This is a genomic window from Hydrocoleum sp. CS-953 (assembly GCF_002260545.1).
GTDB lineage: Bacteria > Cyanobacteriota > Cyanobacteriia > Cyanobacteriales > Microcoleaceae > Trichodesmium.
The window spans coordinates 1-5,426 of the sequence record NZ_LGSU01000915.1 but is presented as its reverse complement, the minus strand read 5'-3'; the positions used below and the strand labels follow the sequence as shown (position 1 = coordinate 5,426).

Below are 5,426 nucleotides of genomic sequence, written 5' to 3'. Positions count from 1 at the left end.
ATAGGTAATACCATTTAAAAAAAAGAATGTTACGCATAATAACAACTATTAAAAGGTTTTACGGTAAATGTTTATTTAACAAAAAAGACAATTACAGCATAAAAAATAGTCTCATATTTATTCATTCTGACTCCTGAATCCTGTCTCCTGACTCCTAAACAGTAACCTAAATATTTGTAGCGAAGATTTATCAATTTGGTATAAGTTATGCCTCTATCTATAATATTTCCTCTTTTTTTAGAGGCGCTAGAGAAGTTATTATAGGTATAGGTGATTTACTGAAAGCTCTCAAAGTCAGTATTATCAAATTTAAGTATTATTTATTTGCCAAAAACTCAAGTTTTGATTTTTCCCTGCTACTGCTACAGCAGCTATATAATTAGGTTGAGGAATAAATTGATATAAATACCAATGGGAGGCTTCCTCAATATCTCCATTAATACTAAAAAACTCTACTGCTTTTTCTTGGTTTAAACTAATTTCTACTTTTTCTAAACCTCCTGCTAAACCATCTCCAGTTGCTTTCAAATAAGCTTCTTTACAAGTCCAGAGTTTGAAGAATGTTTCTTGTTGTTTTTGAGGAGGAAGTTGATTAATAAGCTTGTATTCTTGGGAAGAAAAAAAACGTTTGGCTAAATTTTCAGCGTCATTCATTGGGCGAATATATTCTAAGTCGATGCCTATTAAGTTAGCTTGCGTAATGGCATATAAGGCTAAGTCTTGAGAGTGAGATAGGTTAAATAATATTGAGGTATTTGTTAGGTAGGGTTTGCCCCGATCGCTATAGGTAAATTGTAGTTTTTTCGCTTCAATGTTTAAGTAACGGCTGAGAATTTTTCTGAGTGTTCCTCTGGCAATGATATACCGATTTTTGTCTCTTTCAAAGTAAAATTTGTTGGCTCTATCTTTTTCGTCTGGCGATAATATTGTTGATAATTCCTCAATTTGAGAGGAGGATAATTTTAGGTTTTTACTCCATATATGAACGTTATTTTCTGATAGTTCTAATTTTTTTTCTGGCGGTTCGAGAAACATTTATTATTGGTTTATATGATTTTTGAAGTTGAATAAAAAGTCATGCTTATAGACGAATTAACCCTACTTTATTTTATCTTACTACAGGCGATCGCTTAATGCAACTTTCTTTCTTTTCTCCGGGCGACTATTTTTGGGTGCTTTGTAGGATGTTAAAACGTGACTCAAGGAAAATAATTTCTATTTTTTCTATCTTCTTTCTAATGCGACTGCTTTTCTGTAGCTTCAGAAAATGATGCTTGGCTTTTTTTTCCTAATTCAGACAAAATCTAATTTTTTTAGATTGAATAAAAAGTCATGCGTATAGGCGAAATGAGCCTAATATATTTTTATCTTACTATAGGCGATTCCTAAGTGCAACCCCTTTCTTTTCTCGACGCGACTATTTTGGGAAGTGCTTTATAAGATGTTAAAGAAAGATTCTGCTTTGAGTGACTTAGGGAAAAGAATTTTCACTTTTTCTATCCTCTTTTCTGGAGCTTAGGGAAATGATGTTTGGCTTTTTTTTCAGTCTAGACCTAAAATTTATGCTTGAATAAAAAGTCATGCGTGTAGACGAATTTATCCACTATATTTTTATCTTACTACAGGCGATTCCTAGCTGCAACCCCTTTCTTTTATTTTTGTGGGTGCTTTGTAGGATGTTAAAGAAAGATTGTGCTTTGAGCAGCAGAAAGAAAATTACTCTCACTGTTCCTCAAAAATTTTTTGCTTGTCTGCCACGATATTATATAAAAGAAATCAGGTTAGGAGTTATGGGATAGTTGAAACAACAAAATATCAATAGTTAACTTTCTGTAGTTAGGCAACCCTCCTTATCTGCCTTCCCTTCCTTCACTTAAAAATCAACTCCACGTTTTAATTCCACCCCATGATTAGCATAATGCTTATGACAGAAAACCTCTGAATGAACACTAGCCAAATCAAAATAGTCAGGTGGATTAAGACAACGACCAGTAATAATCACCTCCGTATCTTTTGGTTTGCGTAATAAAGCTTCAACTATGGGCTCAACTGGTAATAACTCCAAATCTACAGTAGGATTAAGCTCATCTAAAATAATAGTCTTATATAAACCAGAAGCTATAGCAGCTCTAGCTATTTCCCAACCTCTTTCTGCCTCAACAAAATCTATTTCTTTTTGTTGCCCACGCCAAACAATAGCATCCCCACCACAACGTTGATGATCTACTAAATTAGGATAACTTTGGCGCAAAGCGGCGATCGCTGCATCTTCTGTATAACCAATACCTCCTTTGAGCCATTGTATAATTAGGACTCGATGAGACTGGTCTTGACTAATACCCCTACCTATTGCTTGTAATGCTTTACCCAAAGCACTGGTAGATTTGCCTTTGCCGGCACCAGTATAAATTTCAATCCCTGTTATACCATGTGCTTGAGCCGTGGGATGTTGATGAGGTTTCATTTCTGAATGTAAATCAGCGATGTCCAACAAAGCTTGAGGAGCTGCACGACCTGTAGCGATAATTTCTAATTGTTCTGGTTTATTCTTGATAGTGTGGATTACTTCGTCTAGTGGTAATAAACCTAAGTCCAATACTGGGTTGAGTTCGTCCAGTACAACTACTGAGTATAGGTCTGAGGCGATCGCTCCTTTGGCCACATCCCAACCCCGTTGGGCTTCTTGATGGTCAAATTTAATAATTTCATCAGGGCCAAAATATTCAGAGCGACCTGTGCGTACTTGGTCTATAAGATGAGGAAAACCTTTTTGTAGTGCTTCTATAGCAGCATCTTCATCATAAGAGCGGTCAGGACCTTTGAGAAATCTCAGTAGTAATACTCTAGTAGGAGAATCAGAATGTATGCCAAGGCCAATGGAACGTAAAACTACTCCCAAGGCTGCTTGGGATTTACCTTTACTGGCTCCGTCGTAAACATGAATTTGCCCGACAATTCTTTCTGACATGAGTTGTGCGGTACGTATACCAATGCCGTTTCTTCTCATAAGTTGTTTTTTTGGAGTGGGTGATTTTTGATTTTGGTTATCTAGTTTAGCAATATAGCGTTTCTCAGAATGTAGAAAAATAGGGATTTTTTCGGACTCAGGAGTCAGGAGTCAGGAATCAGAATGAATATCTTCGATGCCATTGATTAGTTTATTACCTTATTAGTCAATAGTCATTTCATTTGCTGAAGCTTTCGGAGGCGGATGATAGAATTTTTCTCTTTTCCATGCTTAGAGAGTAAGAGTCTTTTCAGTAGTGACTGTCAGAACATCCCTAAAATTCTTTGATCAAAAGTTTGCAGCCTTAATTTTTGTCTCTCCTTCCCTAAACTAAACCATTTGTAAATGCAGGAAGTGCCCAAAAACCAACAACTCCTCTCAATAGTTGAGTATGTCAAGCACTACCTACCTATTATCTTGAGTGTCAGTATAAAAGTGAGTAGGATAATATTTAAAGGGTTTGCTTGTTCGGCATCCAAGTTGGTCTGCTTGTTAAGGTAAATTTAGGGGTTATAGCAGATGTACCTTATTAAACAGAGAAATGCTAGTTACCAGTATGATAATTGTTATATAAATAGTTAATTTAAACAGAAAACATGAGTAAATTCTGAGTCCTGACTCCTGAGTCCTGACTCCTAACTGCCAGGAAAATATTACAACTTAAAAAGGATTGCTATATGAATTTAACTATTTTGCCTTTAAGAGCAATTGTTTCTGAATCTTTAATATTATTAGTAGTAATTGCCATTGAATCATGGTTTTTTCAACTAAGACTTAATTTGATACCAAAAGTGAGTGTTGAATATGCAACTGTAATGAATTTAATTTCTACTTGTGTTGGATGGGTTTTGTTTTTTTATGGTGCAACTCTCCTACCAAATAGGTTGGAAGAACAAATAGTAGCTTATATTTTATTTGGTAAGATTGGTGGAATTTATCGTCTGTTTATACTTTTTATATTTGTTAGTTTGTTAATTTCTCTAATTATCAAGTTACTCAGCTTTAATTTGTGTGATTCTTTATGGAATGAAAACTCTAAAAATTATGGTGGTGGTATTAATATATCTCAAGCGTTGGAAGAGTTAAGAACACCAAAGTTTATGGTGATTACAGTTGCTCACATTTGTAGCCACTTAGCAATAGGATTTATTTTATTTTTGCAGAGGTCTGAACTAACATGAAAGAAATTTGGAAAAGTCTGGCTAATTTGCTTTTTTTGACGACTATTATTAATATTCTCAAGGATGCTCTCAATTTAATTTTGCCACCTAAGTTTTGGCATTGGCGGACATTTTTATTATTGACGATATTTTTATGGTTACTGTCAATGATTATTAGTGAAGTTGATAGTAATAAGGAAGAGGCAATTAATTTTATTTCTAGTTTGAGTTGGTTATCTTTAACAATTTCTGTGGGATGGCGCACTACTCAGAAACCATTTGTTTTTGGTGAATTAAGTTTGTCTCCTTGGATTACAGGGGGATTAATTTGCTTTCTTTTATATGAAAATTTTGCAAGTAATATTAAGTATGTGGCTATTGTTAGTTGGCCGATAATTTCTGTTTGTATCGCAGCGATAATTTTAGTATTAAATTCTTCTGAAGCAGCGACAGAAGCCAAGGTTGATCAATTATCAAAGCCAAGTTTTGTAATTTTAATTTTGGTCAATTTTTTGGTTAGTTGTTGGTTGGGATTGTATTTTCTGATTCAGGGTATGGTGCAACAATATCCAACAATGGGAGAAGATGATTTAAGTCAAAGTACGTTTGTTTATAGATTAATAACGCCTTCTATTAATGATTATCGAGGTGCAAAAATTATGAACTTAATGGAGCAAAAGTTAAAGGATGATTTGAGTAGTCAAAAGTTGGGGTTATCAGTACCTAAGATGAAGTTGAGATTGGAAAATATTAAAGATGAAGTGACTAAGGAAATATCTGTTAAAGAAGATGATTTCTGGAAGTTACAAACATCAATAGTTGCTAACCAGTCTGGGTATCAGTTGGAGTTACAATTATTTTGGGAAGGACCTACAGCAAAAGATGAGAGTTATTATCTGAGTAAAAGTTGTAAAATAGGGGAAACAGTGAGGCAAAGAAGTTCTGGTTCTACTCCGCAAAATGAAGCAGTACCAATTCTGGTTGGTAATGTTGAATGTCGTGCTGTAGAAAAGAAAGCTGTTAAACCAGAAAGTCAAGAAGAAAATTTGAAAAATATTTAAAATTTGAAATAGAAAAAATTGAGATGGGAGGTGATTTCAGTTATCAGTTAGTAGTGACACTTCTAGTAGTGACACTTCGCGAAGTGTCAGTACACGAGTTAATATTACTTTTGGTTGAAATATTGGGATTGAAATACTGAATGAAGTTTATTCTTTTCATCCCCTAATACCAATTTCTATAAATTAATTCTATACTTT

At 34.3% G+C, this 5,426-nt stretch carries 4 protein-coding genes; 2 read left to right on the top strand and 2 right to left on the bottom strand.

The features are described from left to right. Positions 1-309: 309 nt before the first annotated feature. Entirely contained in the window at positions 310-1,035 is a 726-nt protein-coding gene (locus tag AFK68_RS12395; protein WP_094673082.1) for a 4'-phosphopantetheinyl transferase superfamily protein, read from the bottom strand. A gap of 838 nt (positions 1,036-1,873) precedes the next feature. Next, positions 1,874-3,007 carry a cob(I)yrinic acid a,c-diamide adenosyltransferase gene (locus AFK68_RS12390; RefSeq protein WP_094673081.1) on the bottom strand — a complete coding sequence of 378 codons (1,134 nt, stop codon included), beginning with the start codon at positions 3,005-3,007 and terminating at the stop codon, positions 1,874-1,876. A gap of 677 nt (positions 3,008-3,684) precedes the next feature. Here AFK68_RS12390 and fraC point away from each other — a divergent pair. Next, positions 3,685-4,188: a filament integrity protein FraC gene (gene fraC, locus AFK68_RS12385; protein ID WP_094673080.1), complete on the top strand. Its 504-nt coding sequence runs from the start codon at positions 3,685-3,687 to the stop codon at positions 4,186-4,188. Continuing rightward, positions 4,185-5,228, top strand: coding sequence for a DUF5357 family protein (locus AFK68_RS12380; protein WP_094673079.1), 1,044 nt, complete (start codon positions 4,185-4,187; stop codon positions 5,226-5,228). Before fraC ends, AFK68_RS12380 begins: the two co-directional genes overlap by 4 nt. The last annotated feature ends 198 nt before the right edge of the window (positions 5,229-5,426 follow it).

Coding starts and splice junctions, on each gene's coding strand:
- AFK68_RS12395 (WP_094673082.1), bottom strand. CDS start 1,035: ATGTTTCTCGAACCGCCAGAAAAAAAATTAGAACTATCAGAAAATAAC.
- AFK68_RS12390 (WP_094673081.1), bottom strand. CDS start 3,007: ATGAGAAGAAACGGCATTGGTATACGTACCGCACAACTCATGTCAGAA.
- fraC (WP_094673080.1), top strand. CDS start 3,685: ATGAATTTAACTATTTTGCCTTTAAGAGCAATTGTTTCTGAATCTTTA.
- AFK68_RS12380 (WP_094673079.1), top strand. CDS start 4,185: ATGAAAGAAATTTGGAAAAGTCTGGCTAATTTGCTTTTTTTGACGACT.